The 14,967-nt window shown below is 61.0% G+C and carries 11 protein-coding genes; 6 read left to right on the top strand and 5 right to left on the bottom strand.

The annotated features are described in order from the left end of the window. Positions 1 to 351 precede the first annotated feature (351 nt). Both G6N73_RS31600 and G6N73_RS31605 read left to right on the top strand, forming a co-directional pair. Positions 352 to 1,677 (top strand): hypothetical protein, encoded by a 1,326-nt coding sequence (locus G6N73_RS31600; RefSeq protein ID WP_165033885.1) that lies wholly within the window; start codon positions 352 to 354, stop codon positions 1,675 to 1,677. Continuing rightward, positions 1,661 to 4,696, top strand: a complete 3,036-nt coding sequence (locus G6N73_RS31605) for an AAA family ATPase (protein ID WP_281353006.1) — start codon at positions 1,661 to 1,663, stop codon at positions 4,694 to 4,696. Before G6N73_RS31600 ends, G6N73_RS31605 begins: the two co-directional genes overlap by 17 nt. Positions 4,697 to 5,010: 314 nt before the next feature. On the opposite strand, the gene scpB is transcribed toward G6N73_RS31605, so the two are convergent. The 4 genes from scpB to G6N73_RS31630 all read right to left on the bottom strand — a co-directional run bounded on the left by scpB (position 5,011) and on the right by G6N73_RS31630 (position 7,768). Then, positions 5,011 to 5,748 (bottom strand): SMC-Scp complex subunit ScpB, encoded by a 738-nt coding sequence (gene scpB / locus G6N73_RS31615; RefSeq protein WP_165033887.1) that lies wholly within the window; start codon positions 5,746 to 5,748, stop codon positions 5,011 to 5,013. A 3-nt stretch (positions 5,749 to 5,751) separates the two neighbouring features. Next, positions 5,752 to 6,705 carry a DUF1403 family protein gene (locus G6N73_RS31620; protein WP_165033888.1) on the bottom strand — a complete coding sequence of 318 codons (954 nt, stop codon included), beginning with the start codon at positions 6,703 to 6,705 and terminating at the stop codon, positions 5,752 to 5,754. 260 nt (positions 6,706 to 6,965) lie between these two features. After that, positions 6,966 to 7,493 (bottom strand): GNAT family N-acetyltransferase, encoded by a 528-nt coding sequence (locus G6N73_RS31625; protein ID WP_165033889.1) that lies wholly within the window; start codon positions 7,491 to 7,493, stop codon positions 6,966 to 6,968. Beyond that, entirely contained in the window at positions 7,490 to 7,768 is a 279-nt protein-coding gene (locus G6N73_RS31630; protein WP_165033890.1) for a type II toxin-antitoxin system TacA family antitoxin, read from the bottom strand. Before G6N73_RS31630 ends, G6N73_RS31625 begins: the two co-directional genes overlap by 4 nt. A 98-nt stretch (positions 7,769 to 7,866) precedes the next feature. On the opposite strand from G6N73_RS31630, the gene G6N73_RS31635 reads away from it, so the two are divergent. From G6N73_RS31635 to repC, 4 genes are all read left to right on the top strand, one after another. Further along, positions 7,867 to 8,982, top strand: coding sequence for a site-specific integrase (locus tag G6N73_RS31635; protein ID WP_246252730.1), 1,116 nt, complete (start codon positions 7,867 to 7,869; stop codon positions 8,980 to 8,982). A 676-nt stretch (positions 8,983 to 9,658) separates the two neighbouring features. Beyond that, complete coding sequence (gene repA / locus G6N73_RS31640) at positions 9,659 to 10,867, top strand: plasmid partitioning protein RepA (RefSeq protein ID WP_165033894.1); 1,209 nt, start codon at positions 9,659 to 9,661, stop codon at positions 10,865 to 10,867. Further along, complete coding sequence (gene repB, locus G6N73_RS31645) at positions 10,864 to 11,862, top strand: plasmid partitioning protein RepB (protein WP_165033895.1); 999 nt, start codon at positions 10,864 to 10,866, stop codon at positions 11,860 to 11,862. The genes repA and repB overlap by 4 nt, the downstream gene beginning before the upstream one ends. Positions 11,863 to 12,020: 158 nt before the next feature. Further along, complete coding sequence (gene repC, locus G6N73_RS31650) at positions 12,021 to 13,226, top strand: plasmid replication protein RepC (RefSeq protein ID WP_165033892.1); 1,206 nt, start codon at positions 12,021 to 12,023, stop codon at positions 13,224 to 13,226. Between the two features lie 114 nt (positions 13,227 to 13,340). Here the strand turns inward: repC and G6N73_RS31655 are convergent, their stop codons facing one another. Further along, positions 13,341 to 14,507, bottom strand: coding sequence for an ATP-binding protein (locus tag G6N73_RS31655; RefSeq protein WP_165033893.1), 1,167 nt, complete (start codon positions 14,505 to 14,507; stop codon positions 13,341 to 13,343). Between the last annotated feature and the right edge of the window lie 460 nt (positions 14,508 to 14,967).

Genomic DNA, 14,967 nt, shown 5'->3' on the forward strand with positions numbered 1-14,967 from the left:
ACGAAGATTAGCAACTAAGTCGTTGTTAATGCATCGTATTGCACGAGAACCGCCCGGGAGAACAGTAACTAAATTCACCTTCCGCGCAGACGCACCCATGATCGATGCGTTCTGTCTATGCTGTCATTTGGTGTCGTTTGCGGATGATCTGGCGTGGCGTTGATGTCCAACCTTGTGCTGCAACTGCGGCCGCTCTTTCGGATCGATAAAGGATTTCTAGCGGATTCAATGTTCCATGTTAAACTGAGGTTCGGAAATCTATCCGGATCGGGGGCGCCTCGTATGTGGCAGGGACTCAGTCGGCTTCGCTCTCAAATTGCAGTGTCCGTCCCACCGCTCCTGATGGCCCTGATGTCGCCGGTATTCGCCGCCGATCCATTTGCCTCGAACAACGGTCTCTATCCCGATCAGAGCCAATGGCAGGGCACGTACCGTAGCCTGAACTACGACTATCCGGAAACCGCCGAAAACAAGTGGTTCGCGGTCGCGCCGCGCGCTCCGCTCACGATCGACAATGCCGACGAATACGTGGCCGCGCTTAAGGCCTTCGTCGAGCCGTCGATGAGGGGAATGATCGACGAGACGGACAGCTGGGACCCGGCGGCGAACGGGTGGTACGGCATGATTTGGCAAGGTGACGGCACCAAGGGGCCGAATGGCGTCACCGATCCCGAGAGCGGACAGGAGTCGATTCTTGGCGCATTCTCGGGTCAGGTGATCACGAAGGAGACATTCGTCGATCCCAACAATTCCTATCCCCCGCTGGCGGTAGATATGCAGAACCACACCGTCATCTACTATGACCCGCTGTCCGCCACGATGCTGAACAAGCTGTGGGCCAATCCATTCAATCCCGACCGGAACGTGGTTTCCTTTCCGGAGGGTGGAATGGTGGTGAAGGCGGCCGCCGTGACCCCAACACCGGAACAGTGGCCAGTGCTCGAGGGTGCGGCAATCTGGAATGTATACCGTCCGACGGTCGAGGCGCTCGAGGGCCCCAACTACAATCCTTATACCAACGCCAAGCCTGAGGTCGTTCCGCTCAGGGTGCTGCAGTTCGACATCATCGTGAAGGACAGCGTAGCCTCGCCGCAGACCGGCTGGGTCTTCGTTACCTATGTCTACAAACTGGACGCGCCCGGCCAGACGACATGGGACAGGCTAGTGCCGCTCGGCGCTATGTGGGGCAACGACCCCGCTTTCGCACGCGAGCCCAACGGCATGGATCCGAACGGCGGCCCCCTACAGGAGACCTGGATCAACGATGAAGCGCCGGCGTTTGCGAAATCGTCCCTCGGCTGGGGCGGACGACTGTCGGGACCGATTGATGTGGCGGAACGCCACGATGTGCTTTTGACCGACGGAACTCGCGTCCCGGTGCTGCATGCGTCGTCCTGCCTGAGCTGCCACGGGACAGCCCAGTTCCCATTTGTGGCCAATCTCTATCCGTCGCCGAACCGCACATTCCCGCGCGAGGGCACGCTGTTTCCGATGTACCCTCCAGGATCGGAGATGTGGTCGCGCTGGTTCCAGAACAAACCTGGCTCGCTGCCGCAGAACGACAACAAGGGATCGGTCGCGCTCGACTACGACATGCTCATCATGTTCGCGCTGAGCGCCTTCGATGCAGCGGCTGGCAACGACATCTACGTCCAAGATCATGTCGACGTCCATTAGAGGGCCGCTCGACCGGCTTGACCAGTTTATTGCCGCCTCTCCGACGCAGGACCAGAGCGCTCCGTCTCAAAATCGCCAGCTGACGGTGATGTTCGCTGACCTCGTGGGATCGACCACACTGCTAGAGGAGCAGGGACCAGAAGCGTTCAGCGATCTCCTGCGCGTCTATCACAGCCTGTGCACGGAGGCGACGCGGGCGCAAGGCGGCACCGTCGCCAACTATCTGGGCGACGGTGTAATCAGCTATTTCGGATATCCCCGAGGAACGGAAGACGATCCTCTGCGTGCCGTAGAGGCTGCATGGGCCATCGTTCAGAACCTCAAGCAGATGAGCAGCAAGTCTGGAGGTTGCGCGCTTGCCGCGCGGATCGGCATTGCTACCGGTCGCGTCATAATCCACCAGAAGCCAGGTGATCACTACGGCGAGAACGTTGTTGGCGCCTGCCTGAACAAGGCGGCGCGGCTGCAGGCGCTCGCTCTGGAGAACTCCGCGAACGTCTGCGCTGCTACGCGGAAGCTGGTCGGAAAAGCCTTTGAATTCGAAGATCTTGGGCAGCAATCGCTGAAGGGCTTCGAGCGGCAGGAATCCGTCTACCGCATAAAGCCGCGGCGGCGCAAAGGGCTCAGCCGCTTCGAAGCGCTACGTGGCGAGCGGCGCACGCCGCTGGTCGGGCGCGCCGAAGAGCTAACGCTGCTGCGCAAAATGATGGCGCAGGCGTCGGACGGGAGCGGTGGCGCCGCCGTTCTGGTTGGCGAGCCCGGTATCGGCAAATCGAGGCTCATAGACGCCTTGCGGCACAATGAAGCGCAGGAGAGCGTCCGTTACCTGTCGCTTCAATGTTCGCCCATACACCAGTTCTCCTCGCTGCACCCGGTGAAAGATTACCTCGACTGGATCTCCGGCGTGAATGCCGACGATCCGCCGGAAACCCGTCGCGACAAGCTTCGCAGATTGTTCCAGTCGGCCTGGCAGGCCGACGAGGAACAGACCGCGATACTGATGGACGTGGTGGCGTCCAGTGGCCCGGCGCAGGAAGCCAATGCAGACATCGGCATCCTGCTTAAGCGCCGTATGGCGTTCCAGATTCTGTCGCGAAAAGTGTTCAGCACGGCGACGCCTGGCCGCCCGCTTTTCCTGGTCTTCGAGGATGTACACTGGATAGATCCCACGTCGGCGGAGTTCCTGGAAAACCTGGTCAGGAATGCGCCCGAACATGCTGCCGTCGTGCTTGCGACCACTCGCCCGGAGGGACCTTTCGCCGACCGGTTGAACGCGCTTGGCGAAGTCGTGCGGCTGGAACGCCTGAGTGACGCCGAGGCGGTCGAACTGGCCAGGGCGGCTGGCCGAACCTCCGGGCTGGACGGCAAGACGCTGCAGGCCATTGTCGAGAAATCAGACGGGGTTCCGCTCTTCCTCGAGGAATACGCGCTGATGCTCGCAGAAAGCTTCGGCACGCGCCAGGCAACAGGAACTGCGGAACAAAGAAACATTCCGCTGACGTTAGGCGGACTTGTGCAGAACAAGCTGGATCGACTCAATCCGCACGCTCAGAAGGTGGCACGGATTGGGGCAGCCGTAGGGCGCGTCTTCGACTTGCAGCTGGTCATGAAACTGTCGGATCTCGGCAAGGATGCTTTCGACAAGGCGCTCGATGCCCTAGAGACAGCGGACATCGCGCATCGCGACGCGGGCGTGGGCAGCCGTGGCGCCGCCAGCTTCAAGCACGCGTTGGTTCAGGATGCCGTCTATGCGTCGCTGAGCACCGCCGAGCGGAGACGTCTGCACGGGACCGTGGCAGACGCGATGCTGTCGGAGGAAGACGGCCGGAGGATAGCAGCCGAGGTGCTGTCGAAGCATCTGCTGGAGGCCGGCCGAAACGCCGAATCCGCTGAGTGGCGCCTTGCGGCGGCAATGGCGGCGGCCGGCGAGGGCAGTGCCGCCGAAGCGCTCGCGCATATCACCCAAGGCCTTGCTGCGATCGAATCGCTGCCCGAAGGGCCTGAGCGCGACCGGCTCGAGCTTCGGTTGCGCGCCATCGAGGGCCCGACACTGATGGTGACCCGCGGCCCGGGCAGCCCGGCTTTCGGGGCCGCCCAGGCGCGTGCGCTGACGCTGTTGCGCGGCCAGGACAACCCAGACAACCTGGTTCCCGTCATCTACAACGCCGCGCTGCACGCGTGGGCTTGCGGGAGGCTCGCCGACGCCGATGCAACGACCGACGAGATATTCGACATCCTGGAGGCGGAACCGTCGGACGGCGCCTTCCTCGCCGCACATACAATGCGCGGTCTGGTGGCTTGGCATCGCGGCGACAATGCCGCGGCTTTCGCGCATTTGAGCGCTATAGTGGATCGCTACGATCCGGAGCTCCATCGCAACTTCTACACGCGATTCCTGAAGGAGTTCGGCGTCTTCGGCAGTTTCTATCTCGGATTGACCCATACTGTGATGGGCGAAACGGAAGCGGGCGCGCGCCTTGCCCGATCCGCCCTCGAAATCGCGAAGCTGGTCAAGCGTCCGCATGCCTATGGGTTCGGTTTGCTCGCGAATTTCGTTACCGCGATATTGCGGGGCGATGTGCCAACTGCTGCGCGCTACAGCGAGGAAGGTCTTGAATTTGCCGGACGTCAGGGCTTTCCCGAAATGGCCGCCATGTCGCTCGTCTGCCAGGGATGGGTAAAAGTCCGGCGCGGCGAGACCGAAGCCGGAATCAGGCAGATGGAGGAGGGGGCAGGGCTCTGGGCGATGACCGGCTTCGAGAACTGGCAGGCATTTTTCGCGACGCTGCTGTCGGACGCCTATGTCGCAGTCGGGCGGCTCGACGACGCGGGCGTTCTCCTGGACCAGCATGACGAAAGGGTAGCGCGTTTCGGCGAAGCACAATTCGAGCCACCCTTGGCGCGTTCCAGAGCCATGCTGCTCTCCGCCAGAGGAGATACGGAAGGCGCAGCGCGGAACCTTCGGTTCGCGGAGGAGTGCGCAAGGCGGCACAAGGCAGCAATTTGGGTCGGCGGTTAATCTCGCACGCGCGATCGCCATCTTCCTCGCTGGCAAACTATTTGCGATTTCCGGGTTCCGCAAAAATGAAACAGCGGTCGAATCCCAAGAACAACAGCGCTCTGATGTCCGCTGTCAAGATTAGGCGCGCGGAAGATCGTCCGGTCCATCGAACCGCTCGCATACGATGATCGCGCATGGGAGGAGGCGGAACGGTGCGACACCAGGACGGCGCCTGCCTCGCCGCCTTCTATCCCGACCTTGTTCAAAATCTCAGACAGGGTGGCATCTGGCGCCTTGAATGGCAGGGGTCGCCCATCCCCACGATTACCAGCCTATAACTCGGGGCGCAGGCGCCGTTCATGAAATGCGCCGGCGTCCGGTCCATCGTCGTCGGAACTTTCGTCGGGATTTTTCTCTTCGGCGAAGGTCGGCATGATGTCGCCGGCCAGCAGCTTCTCCTTGCTGAGCAATCCAGCATCCTCGAGCGCCTCGAAATCCGGCAAGTCGCGCAGCGTGTCGAACCCGAAGTGCGACAGGAAGGTTTTCGTCGTGACATAAGTGTAGGGCGCACCAGGCTGCGGACTGCGCGGACCAGAGGCGATAAGATCCTGCGACCGAAGAACGCCGATGAGGTCGCGGCTGACTTCCTTGCCGAAGAAGCTGGAGAGCTCGCCGCGCGTGATCGGCTGGAAATACGCCGCACACATCAACACCAGCGCCTCCAACTGCGACAGCGGCCTCACCGTATCCGTTTGCCCAGTTGCCGCGCGGATGACGTCGGCGAACACCTTTTTTGTGCGGTGCTGCCAGCCGCCCGCGACCGACACCAGCTCATAGGGCCTGGCGCGCAATTCCTCGCGGATGTCGTCGATAACCAGGTCGATGTTGCAGCTTCGTCCCACGACACGCGCCAGCGTCTCGCGCGTCACTGGCGTGTTGGCCGCAAAAATCACCGCCTCGACGCGACCCATCCATTCGCGCCAGCGCAGCTCCGGCGGCAGATGTTCCAACTCGGTATCGAGCAGCGATGGCTGGGCATTTTCTTTTCTCTGGGCGGTTTGGTCAGCCATCGCCTAGAGCCCATACAGCCGGAAGGTCGGCCGTCCCGACAATTCACGCACTGCCTCGAATTCCATCAACCGGTCGAATAGCCGCCGCGACCCGAACCGGGACAGGTTTTTAGTCACGAGCGAGCCGGAGACGGCATCGTCGTCGAGCAGTTTTGTGATCGCCTCTCCCGCCCCCTTGGCGCGCAGCTTCGGCGCCACCGCCACAAGCCGGTCCGCACGGCGTGCAATTTCTCCGCCCAGCCTGCTCGCCTCCGCCGCACCCTGTGCGAGCGCCAGGCACACTGCCCGCTCAAATCCCTCCCCTCCCGGCCGGGCGCGCTTGCCGTGCCCGACCTCACCACGGAATGTGGGCCCAAAAATCTGCGCCATCAGCAGCGGCACTGGCCGCGCCCAGCGCAGCTTTTGCGCCAGCACCAGATCGGCACACCACCAGCCCAGCGTTTCGGCCTCCGACCGCATTGCGACCACGTGGCCGGCGATCGCCGCGGCGGCAAACGGCGCCGGCCGGCTGGAACGGGTCAGATCGTCGATGACGTCGGGAAGATCGGCAAAGCCGTCGTCCCAACGAAGACCGAGCAATTCGACCACTTCGGCCAGTCTCGCGGCCTTGACCACCGGCGGCCGCAACGCCAGTTGTCGCCAGGCGCCCAAAACAGTGCCGGCAGGTCCGGGATCGGTGTCGGGAGGACGCAGATACCAGGCATCGCGGAGGGCGGCCTCGTCCTCGCTGCGACCGGCCAGCCGAACGGCGGAGGCGGCGCATTTAAGCGCCAAACGTTGGCGCCACGCTCCGGCCCAGAGCGGCTCCGAACGCACCAGATTATCGAGCGAAGTCAAGGCTGCCCCGGCGCAAAACGCGGCATCGGCATCGCTCGAAACCGGCCCGTCTGGCAGCGCCCAGCCCGGCACACGCGGCGGCAGAGGAGCGACAAGAGGTGATGGATCGGCACGAATCATGGAGAAAAGAATAAATCAGACGTGCGCTTTACGCCATCGTTAGCGCTAATAAACGCACAGCCTGTCGCGTACGCATAACGAACGATAATGTTGCATTATCGTTCGTTTTGTGAGACTCATGCGAAATGGCCTCTGTCGTCGCGCAGAAGGCCGGAAAGCTTCCCTCTGGACGTTCCGGTCGACGAGAGAGAAGGCTGTGGGACGTCGTGAGCAGATGTTGGGGGGCAATGTCGCCGACGCGCATCGATTTGGCACCGCGATCAGAGATGCCCGCTGGCGTGCAATGCATTGGCGAAGGTGGCCAGCGGGACCACGAGTGTCAGCGGCCGATCCGCAAGCGGCTCGGCGCCGAAGCTGGCATACCATCGTCCAGCACGCTTATTCTTGGCCTCGATGATCATCAAGACGCCCCCAACTTCCTTGGAAACACGAATGCAGCGCAGCGCGGCCGCGAGCAGGAGCTGGCCGCCCAGCCCCCTTCCCGCCACCGTCCTGTCGACGGCGAGCCTTGCCAGCAGGAAACCCGGCACCTTGTACCGCGCCAGGCCCTTCGTCATCGTCTCGGGGACGGCGTCGTGCGCGACCGATGCCGGCGCGATGCTGTAGTAGCCGAGGATCTTGTTCGGCGTTTTGTCGGGAACCGCGCAAAAGGTCTTCGCGGCATTCTGCTCGCGGCCCTGGCGCGCAAAACGCTGCAGGAAGATGTTCAGCTCGACATCACCGCAGTCGAAGGCATTTCGGTCATGGGCCTTCGCGATCGGCTCTTCGTGCCAGACCGGAAGCGTCACTGGTCTTTTGGAAGCGCAGCGGCGGCGGCGCGCAGCCTGTCATTCGGTTTCGGCGGATTGTCCAAAAGGTCGAGGATGCGGGTGAAATCGCGCTCCGAGGCCCTGATGGCTTCCGCTTCGGCGATGACGGTTTCCGCTTCACGCAAGGCCGACTGGGTCACGAAGCTGGTGAGGTCGGTGTTGCGCAGCGCCGCGGCGCGCAGCAGACGTGCCTTCACCTCCGGCTTCACCCGGATGTTCATCCGATCGGTATCATCAAGGGCTGCGCGGGCCATGGGTTCGATCTCGATTTTGTTTGGGCGATAGAGATACACGTGATGGTCCAAGAGTTCAACACTATGCGCATTGAATGCGTACACCGAGGGCCAGCGGCATGAATCCTGACGAGGACGATCTCCCGGAGATTATCAATGTGGTGATGGAAATGGGACGGCACAGAGAGGAGGCTCAAGAGCCCCCCTCCCCTCTCCTGCTGGCACGGGGACGCGAGAAATATCGGCTTCCAGGCCATCTCGAGGGCCTGGCCGACAGGGCACGCGGCTATGTCGAAGCCGCGAGTTCGGCCAATACGCGCCGTGCCTACGTCTCCGATTGGCGACATTTTGCGAGCTGGTGCCGGCGCCAGGGCATCGAGATGCTGCCGCCCGATGCACAGGTCGTCGGGCTCTACATCACGGCGTGCGCCTCAGGCACGGCGACCGGCGACAAGAAACCGAACTCCGTGTCGACCATCGAGCGCCGGCTGTCTTCCCTCAGTTGGAACTATGCCCAGCGCGGCCAGCCGCTGGACAGAAAAGACCGCCACATCGCCACCGTCATGACCGGCATCCGCAATCGCCATGCCGCACCGCCCCGGCAGAAGGAGGCGATCCTGCCGGAAGACCTGATCGCCATGCTGGAAACGCTCGATCGCGGCACGCTCAGAGGCCTGCGCGACCGCGCGATGCTGCTGCTTGGCTTCGCCGGCAGCCTGCGCCGCTCCGAGATCGTCGGCCTCGACGTCGGCCGCGATCAGACCGAAGACGGCCGCGGCTGGGTCGAGGTTCTCGACAAAGGTATTCTGGTGACGCTGCGCGGCAAAACCGGCTGGCGCGAGGTTGAAATCGGCCGCGGCTCCACCGACGCGACCTGCCCGGTCGTTGCGCTGCAGACGTGGCTGAAGTTCGGCCGTATAGCCCATGGTCCGCTGTTCCGACGCGTGACTGGCCAAGGCAAAAAGGTCGGCGCCGAGCGGCTCAACGACCAGGAAGTCGCCCGTCTCGTCAAAAGGGCGGTGCTGGCCGCCGGCGTGCGCGGCGATCTGTCGGAAAGCGAACGGGAGCAAAAGTTCGCGGGCCATTCGTTGCGCGCCGGGCTTGCCTCTGTGGCCGAGGTCGATGAACGCTACGCGCAAAAGCAGCTCGGCCACGCGTCGCCCGAGATGACCCGCCGCTACCAGCGCCGCAGAGACCGCTTCCGGGTCAATCTCACCAAGGCAAGCGGGCTATAGAGAGACCATCCCCTGCTCCAATGGCCTGTGAAGTCCCTGGAAGCCGCCATTCCTACAAATGCCGATCGTTCCTTGGCCGCGACGGCGAGTGAATTGTCGGCTTCGACAATGAACGCGGAAAGGGGATCATTGCCATCTGGATGGCAATGAATCGCCCTCACCACGGTCGAGGACTTCCTTGTGGAGATTGACAGGAGGTTGCCGAATGAAACGTGCAGTCATCCAGATACGCAGCAACCGGAGCGCTGCCGCTGCTCTCTATGAAATGGCAGGCGATTACACCAAGACTTGGAGAGTGGCTAAGGAGACGATCCTGTTGCCGCGTTCACCTTTAGCTCACCCGTGCAGCTGTTTTCGATCATCAGCCCAAGCGCTGGGAGTTGATCGAACATTTACAGAAGATCGGACCTTCAAGGGTTCGCGGCCTTGTCCGTTCGACTGAACGCGACGTAATGTGCGCTGCGGCCAACTCTGTAGTTCGACCACGACAGAGGGCACTATTATCGCGATACGATTCGTAAGGAACAAGAAGTTGGCCGCGGCCAACTTTCGACCATCGATCACCGGAAACCGTTGATTCATAAGGGTTCTTGGCATGGTTACCGAATCATGCCATTTTCGATACGGTTTTTTAGCAATTCCTGCCTAAAAAGCGCATCGAAAGGGGAAATCGATGTTGCAGAATCAAAACGTATCGACGGCCGTTTCTTCGGACGCGCGCATTTCTCATCATGCGCGCCAGCTGTCTATGCAGCTGCAGTTACTGCGAGAGCGCCTGTTCCCGCCGTCCTCCCAGAAGATGTTGAAGACGTTCACCTCCGGTGAAGCCGCTCAGCTCGTCGGGGTATCAGACGGCTACCTACGGCAGCTTTCAATAGACGGCAAAGGCCCTTCACCCGGGGTGTCCCAGACTGGACGACGGTCGTACTCTCTCGCCCAAATTCATGAGTTGCGGCAGTACATGGCTGCTATCAAACCGAAGGATGCACTCACTTACCTTCCGTGGCGGCAGAGCGGCGAAAAGCTTCAGACGATTGCCGTCGCCAACTTCAAGGGCGGCAGTGCGAAGACAACGACATCCATCTACCTGGCACAGTATCTTGCCCTGCAGGGATATCGTGTTCTCGCGGTTGATCTCGACCCGCAGGCTTCGTTGTCGTCGATGCTCGGTGTTCAGCCGGAGTTCGATCTAGCGGAAGGCGATACGCTCTATGGTGCGATCCGCTACGACGAGAAACGGCGGCCGCTGAAGGAAATAATCAGAAAAACGTACTTCGCTGGCCTCGACCTCGTTCCCGGAAACTTGGAACTGATGGAGTTCGAGCACGAAACCCCGACTGCGCTGATGGCGCGGAAGACAAGCAACTACGAGATCTTCTTCCGACGCGTCGGCATGGCCTTGGCCGAAGTCGAAGCCGATTACGACATTGTGGTGATCGACTGTCCGCCGCAGCTCGGATACCTGACGCTTGGTGCGGTTTGCGCGGCGACATCGCTTCTGATCACCGTCCATCCTCAGATGGTCGATGTGGCGTCAATGTCGCAGTTTCTGCTGATGACTTCCGACCTTCTGTCGGTCGTCCGGAATGCAGGCGGCGATCTGAACCATGATTTCATCCGGTATGTCATAACGCGCCATGAGCCGCACGACGGTCCGCAGGCACAGATCGTTGCCCTGCTGAGAGGTCTGTTCGGGGACGAGGTTTTGGCGGCGACAGTCCTGAAGTCGACGGCGATCGCCGATGCTGGACTCACGAAACAGACGCTCTATGAAATCGAACGAGGACAAGTCCGCCGCTCGACATTCGACCGGGCAATCGAATCCCTTGATGCAGTCAACGGAGAAATCCTCGATGGGATCAAAAAGGCATGGGGCCGGCCATGAGCAGACGAGACGTTCTGAGCGGAATATTTGCCGATACGACGCGAGAGTTGGCCGCGGCCAACTTTTCCGAAGCGGCTGACGGCGGTCGTGTTCTGGCGGGGCCCGTAAGGACAATGGGACTTGCCCTCGACCGCATGGATCAGGAAGCCAGAGAGCTTCAGGAAGCCTTGAAGTCCGGTGAGAGGGTTGTCGAACTCGATCCCGAACTCATTGACGGCTCATTCGTACGTGACCGCCTCGACGGCGAGGTAACCGCAACAGACGATATTGTGAGGTCGATCGAGGAAAACGGCCAGGAATTGCCTATCCTCGTCAGGCAGCACCCCGATCTCGAAGGACGATATCAGGTTGCCTATGGCCATAGGAGGCTTCGTGCTATCCGACTCCTGAGGCGGAAGGTAAGGGCGGTTGTCAGGCCATTATCAGACAATGAACTGGTCGTCGCTCAAGGCATCGAAAACACTGCGAGAAAGGACCTCTCCTACATCGAGAGAGCGGTCTTTGCCTCAAGCCTCGAAGCACACGGCTTCGGCCGCGATCTGATCATGCAGGCGTTGAGCACTGACAAGACGGAACTGTCGAAACTGTTGTCCGTCGCCAAGAGCATTCCGGGCAACCTAGTCAAAGCCATTGGTGCCGCACCCTCTATGGGCCGCCGCAGGTGGATGGATATCGCCGAAAAGATCACTGATCCCAAAGCGCTGGAAGCCGCTAGAAATGCCATCGAGAGGCCCGAATTCGAGGCCTTGGGATCGGACGAACGCTTCATGATGGTTTTTGCTGAGGTTTCGAAAAAGCCGCAGCGAGAACAGACAGTCAGCGAGTGGAAACCGAACGGCGGCAAGGTCGCGGCAAAGATCAAGGACACCGGGACGGCCTATACGCTCTCCCTCAAGACCGCCGGAGCCGATGAGGGCTTCGGCGCATATCTGACAGAACGGCTGGATGATCTCTATGCCGACTGGCAGACAAACAGGAAATCGAAGCAGGAGTAAACCGCAAAAGAAAAAGGCCCCCGAACGACCTTAGCCGTGGAAGCCTCTCTCAAAGTTGTAGCGAACTGAGAATCGCATTTCCGCGAATCACTGTCAAGAGTCTAAGCGCCGATTCGGCGAGCAGATTTCTTTTGCCAAATTAGAAGGCGAAGGAAGAAATGGAGACAGGTATTGCAACGACGCCCTTTGGGCGGCGGCCAATGTCGCTTGCCATGTTGGCAGCGCAAAAAGAGTCACGTGAGATTCCTCAGGGCAGGATCGTCGAAAAGTGGCAGATCTACCGCAATCTCTGCGAGGGCAAAAGCATCGTCGGCATCGGCGATCGCGCCCTGGCCGTCCTGAACGCATTGCTGTCGTTTTACCCGGACAGTGAGTTAAGCGAGGAAAACGGCCTGATCGTGTTTCCATCGAACGCACAGCTGTCCCTCAGAGCTCACGGGATGCCTGATGCCACAGTCAGGCGACACCTGGCGGCCCTTGTGGATTGCGGGCTGATCATCCGTCGAGACAGCCCGAACGGCAAGCGTTACGCTCGCAAGGGCAGAGGAGGGGATATCGAGGAAGCGTTTGGCTTCTCGCTGGCGCCGCTGCTGGTCCGTGCATACGAGTTCGAGGCTGCCGCCGAGCGTGTCCGTGCGGACAACCGAGCGCTCAGGCTTATGAGGGAACGCATCACGCTGCACCGCAGGGATATCCAGAAGCTGATTGAGGCAGCCGTCGAGGAAGACGTGCCTGGAGACTGGGCAGGCCTGTGGAAGCGTTTCCGCGGCGTTGTGGAGGCAATTCCGCGCCGAGCAGGCATCCCCGAGCTTGAGCCTATTGTGGCCGATCTGGCAGCTTTGCATGACGAAGTGGATAACCTGCTGGAAATCCATATGAAATCCACGAATCCGAGCGGCAATGACTCTCAAAGCGAGCGGCAGCAATCTAATTCAAACACCGACTCCATTTTTGAATTTGAACCTGCTTTGGAAAAAAGCGGGGCGACGGCCGAGCCAAGAACGAGGGAGGCCGAGAAACCGAAAGGCTATCCGCTGGGGCTGGTGCTGAAGGCCTGCCCTGAAATTGGGGTTTACGCCGTCGACGGGATCGGCAGTTGGCGCGATTTGATGGTCACGGCGGCCCAGGTGCGCGGTTATCTCGGCGTGTCGCCTTCCGCATACGAGGACGCCTGCCATGTGATGGGGCAGGAAATCGCAGCTATCGTGATTGCCTGCATCCTGCAGCGGGCGCAGCACATCAATTCGGCCGGCGGCTATCTGCGCGTGCTGACCGATAAGGCCAGGGCAGGGGAGTTTTCGGTCGGGCCGATGCTGATGGCGGCGCTCAAGGCCAATGGGTCGATGTCAAGGATGACGGGATGACGATCGCCAACCGCGCAGTTTGTCGCGTTGCGCCTAAGCGCGAGAATGCGGTCATTCGGTGTCTGCCGCGCCTGGGCGAGGGCAGGGGTGATGAGGCGCTGTACGCATATTTCGTCAGCGCCGCTCCAGAATGTCCTTGCCGATGACCGTCAATGGCAAGACCTCCACGCCGTTCTTCAGCGGAAAGGCCTCCATGCCCGGATAGACGACGATGCGCCGCTCGGGATTGAGATCTTCGCAGGCCTCATGGAAGCCTCTTTCAACTTTGGGAGTCAGGCTTCGCTTGATCTCGATTGCCCAGGGGCGCCGCCCTGGAAAGGTGAGAAGAAGATCGATTTCGGCGCCGGCGGCGGTGCGGTAGAAATTGCTCTGAGTCCCGTCCGGCGCGGTCGCGATGAGCGTTTCGATGACGAAACCCTCCCAACTTGCACCGGCGACGGGATGACCGAGTATATCTTCCTGCGAAGTAAGGCCGAGCAGCGTATGGGTGATGCCGCTGTCGCGGACATAAATGCGCGGCGATTTGACCAGCCGCTTGCCTACATTGGCGTGCCATGGCTCCAGCCGGCGCGCCAGGAGGAGATCGACCAGCAGGTCGAGATAGGAAGCGACCGTCTTGCCGTCCACGCCGAGCGCGCGTGCGAATTCCGCCGCGTTGAGGAGGCTGGACTGGTGATGCGCCAGCATGGTCCAGAAGCGGCGCAGCGTTTCGGCCGGAATACGGGGACCGAGCAGGGGAATGTCGCGCTCCAGATAGGTGCGGATAAAATCCTGCCTCCAGCGCTGGCTGGCGCGATCGCTTGTGGCGAGAAAACTGTCGGGAAACCCGCCGCGCACCCATAGAGAGCTTATGTCGCCGGCAGGTATTTCGAGACCATCGATGGGGTGCATTTCGAGATAGGCGATGCGGCCTGCCAACGTCTCGCCGGATTGCTTGAGAAGATCGATCGATGCGGACCCAAGCAGCAAAAATCGACCGGCTTTTTGCCCGCTGCGGCGTCCGCGGTCGATGAGCCCACGCAAGTTCTGGAATAGGCCCGGCAGCCGATGGACCTCGTCGAGTATCACCAGCTTGTCCTGGTGCTCGGCGAGATAGAGCTCCGGCTCAGCAAGCCTGGCGCGGTCTGCATCGGACTCCAGGTCGAGATAGATGGATGGGCGCCGTTCGCCTATGGTGAGCGCAAGCGTCGTTTTGCCGACCTGCCGCGGCCCGATGAGAGCGACGGCGGGCATGCTGTCGAGCAGTTCGCTAAGGTCGGCTGCTATGCGGCGCTCTATCATCCTTGCATTTATGGAGCGCAATTCCCGAATTGCAAGGATAAACGGATGGCTTTGGAGCTGGGGCGAGGGACTGCCGCATCAAGTCAAGGTGATCGATCCGAGTGCCGGCTGCCGCGCAACCAATTGTCCTGGCGCTGAACCAAAGCTTTACGATGACCCGTGCCGGACTCGGTGTAATGGTTCGACGCAGCGATTCCAGGGCGTCAAACCCATCATGAGAAAAACCCACTGATGGCTCCCGCTGCACGAATCGGCTACAGCAAAATCAGTGGCTTGCGATCTGGTCGAGGTGCCCTTTGACACGCTCCTTGGCCCATTCGCCACTTTAATGCCGGGACAAGTAGCTTCGTTCAGTTCGGGCTGAGAAGGAACTGGAACCGGCATGGCAGAGGCAGCGCGCAAATTCGGCGTGGCGGAGCAACCGCTTTATCGCGAGGCGCCCAACAATATCGAGGCTGAG

The sequence above is a fragment of the Allomesorhizobium camelthorni genome, assembly GCF_011045125.1.
Lineage (GTDB): Bacteria > Pseudomonadota > Alphaproteobacteria > Rhizobiales > Rhizobiaceae > Allomesorhizobium > Allomesorhizobium camelthorni.